We start from the raw sequence: 3,128 nt of genomic DNA on the forward strand, positions 1-3,128 counted from the left end.
GCGGCACCGCGGGGCGGGGGATGCGGACGGCCGGTTCTCGGGCCTCGGCGAGGATCGCTCCCGCGAGCTGCTCGACGACCCGCCGCTCCTGGCTGTGCCGGAACCGCTCGTCGCTCACCCCGTAGACCTGGGCCGCCGCCCGGCGCCGGTCCGCGGCCGGGTCACCCCGGTGACCGGGCAGCAGGCCGAAGGTGCACTGAGCGGCGCGGCCGATGAGGTCGTCGGTGCCGAGCCGCTCGGCGGCGGCGCGGATGAGCCGTTCCGCCCCGTCGGCCAGGTCGTCCTCGCCCTCGGCGTATCCGGAGTGCAGGGTGACCGCGCGCAGGGCCCGGGGCACCAGCGACTGCAGCGCGGGCAGGCCGCCACGGCGCAGGTTCCGCAGTTCCCGTTCGAGGTCGGCACGGTCCGGCAGACCATCAGGGTTCATGCCGGTCAACATATCGGCGCCGGTGGCGCGACCGTCGGGTGTTCGGCAAGCGCGGGCGGGGCCGGGGCGGATTTCGTGCGTGGGCCGCTTTTCCCTTCCGCCGGGCACCGCCCCACCGCGGCACGGCGCCGTCGCCGTACCGCCGAATTGCCCCCGATCCGCGCACCTCACCGAAATCGCATGCGCATCCGAATTCTTTTTCGTCCCGTCCGCACCGGCCGGCCCCCACTCATGGATGCGCCTGCTCCGCCCGTTCCGCCCTTCCGCCCTTCCGCCCTTCCGCCCTTCCGCCCAAGGACCGTTCGGTCCTTTGAGTCCGCAGGTGAATTCCATGACGTTTCCTGCTGATCCCGGTGGCCCCGGCGAGGACCTCGTCCCGCCGACCCTCTTCGAGCCCGAAACGCCGTACGGCGGCCTGCCCGCGCCCGACCCGCGAGGCGATCCGGGCACGCTGCCGCCCACCCTCGCCGCCCGCTTCCTGGCACGCGAGCGCCTACCCCGGCGCGGCGAACAGACCGCGCACCGGGCGGGGGAGGAGGGCCGCTCCGCCGAACTGCGCGCGGCCGTGTTCCGGGTGCTCGACCAGAAGGCCGTCGGCCCGGACACCGAGCGGGTGCTGAAGTGGTTCCACCCCGACGCGGCCCCCGACGACGAGGTGACCGGCCTGCTGTCCGAGCCGCTGCACGACGGGCTGTCGTACGTCCTGGAGCGGGGGACGGCCCACGGGGCGCCCTTCCATGTGCTGCCCTCGCACGGGAGCACCGACTTCGCGACCTTTCTGCGCGACCGGGGAAAGCTGTCGTCCGAGGACATCCGGGGACTCGTGGGCCGACTGCACGGCGCCCTCACCGCCCTGCACGCGGCGGGCGTGGTGCACCGGGACCTGAAACCGTCCAACCTGGTCCTCGGCGACTACGCCCGGCCCGCCGAGGGCCTGGTGCTGATCGACTTCGGCATCTCGCTCGTCGCCCGCTCCCCGCGCGAGGCGTCCGGCGCCTGGGCCGCGACCCCGCGCTACGCCTCGCCGCAGGCGCTGCTGCGCAAGCCGATCGTGCGCGCGGCGGACGACTGGTGGTCGCTCGGAGTCCTGGTCGCCGAGGCCGCCCGCGGCCGGCACCCGGTCGAGAAGCACCACGAGCCGGCGTCCGTGATGGACGCGGTGCAGGCGGGCGCCCTCGACCTCGGCGGCATCACCGACGGACGCGTCCGGCTGCTCTGCCAGGGCCTGCTGGCCCACCACCCTGCGGACCGCTGGGGGTCCGAGCAGGTCGCCGAATGGCTGGCCGGGCGCAGCCCGGGGGTGGTGGCCCGGCTGGGGCCCGCCCCGCGCACGGCGGACGGTACGGCGGACCGCCCTGCCACCCCGCCCGGCCCCGCCCCGGAGGCGCCCCGCTTCGAACACGCGGGCCGCACCTTCACCGACCCGGCGCGCCTCGGCGAGGAGTTCGACGCCGACTGGCCCGCCATGGCCCGCCGGCTGGCCCGCGGCAAGGAGCGGGAGCGGCTCGGACACTGGCTCACCGGGTTCCGCCCCGAGCGGGACCCGGTCCGCGCCGAGGCCCTCGACGAACTGCTGCGGGAAGGGCTGCGGCGCAGGCCGGACGCGGGGACGCTGATCGACCTGATCGGCTGGATGGCACCCCAGCAGGAACCCGGCTACCGGGGCATCCCGCTCGGCGTCGGCGACCTGCCGGCCTTCGCGGGACGGGCGGCGGCCGGTGACCGGCACTGCGTGGAGGTGATGGGCGAGCTGCGCCGGCACCACCTGCTGGACCGGCTGGCCGCGCGGCGCGGGGGCGAGGAGCTGGCCCACGTCGACCGGCGCTGGCAGGACCACCACACCCAGTGGGACGCGGCCGTCGCCCGGCTGTCCGCGATACCCGAGGTCACCGACGACCGCGACGGCCTGCGCGAGGCGACCGGCGCCGGTCCGGCCCTGACCGCCGAACTCCTCCACCTGGCCGCCGCCCCCGCCCCGGCCACCCGCCGGCTCCGCGCCGACCTGGAACGGGCCCTGCACGGCCTGCCCGCCCCCGTGTCCTGGTTCGCCCGGCTGGCCGCGGACGCCCGCGAGCCGGTCCCGCTGCTGCTCGCGCTGCGCCTGCATCCGCTGGCCCTGGCACAGGCGCGGGCGATCCGGCGGGAACGCGAGCGGAACCGGCAGCTCGCGGCCACGGACGCCCACTCGCGGCACTTCCGGCTGGTGCAGCGGCGGCTGGAGCTGCCGGTGATGCTGGGCCGGGCCGCGGGCGGGGCGCTGCTGCTGTTCTTCCCGCACGCGTTCGTGGTCGGGCTGGCCGATGTGACCGGCCGCGCGCCGCAGCCGACCGTGCTGACGGCCTGGCTGCTGAGCGTGCCCTCGCTGGCGGCGCTGCTGGCCGTGGAGTGCTGGACGGCCTGGTACATCGGGCCGCGCTACCACCCCGACTACTCGGTGATGGGCCGGCTCACCCGCCGGTCCCTGCCGGTGACCGGCCGTATCACGCGCCGTGGATGGCGGGGCCGGTTGTGGGCGGGGCTGGCCCTCGTGCTCGTGGCGGGGACGGTGCTGGGGACGTTCCTGCTCGCGGTGTGGATCTGGCCGGCGGCCACCGTGCTGGCCCTGTTGGTCTCGTCGGTGCTGCGGGTGCGTGCCTGGAACGCCCGGCTCGCGGCGGCACGCGGGGGCGGGCGGCCGCTCACCGGGGCGGGCTCCGTGAGT

At 76.4% G+C, this 3,128-nt stretch carries 1 protein-coding gene and 1 pseudogene; one reads left to right on the forward strand and one right to left on the reverse strand.

Annotated features, from left to right (window positions below; genetic code table 11):
* Positions 1-427: pseudogene (locus tag BM536_RS40995) on the reverse strand (macro domain-containing protein); the annotation flags it as partial.
* A gap of 331 nt (positions 428-758) precedes the next feature.
* Between BM536_RS40995 and BM536_RS37285 the strand changes: the two are divergent.
* Positions 759-3,128 (forward strand): serine/threonine protein kinase (locus tag BM536_RS37285; RefSeq protein ID WP_094104040.1); only part of this gene is annotated, 2,370 nt, incomplete at its 3' end.

Source organism: Streptomyces phaeoluteigriseus, assembly GCF_001896135.2.
In the GTDB taxonomy this organism is placed as follows: domain Bacteria; phylum Actinomycetota; class Actinomycetes; order Streptomycetales; family Streptomycetaceae; genus Streptomyces; species Streptomyces phaeoluteigriseus.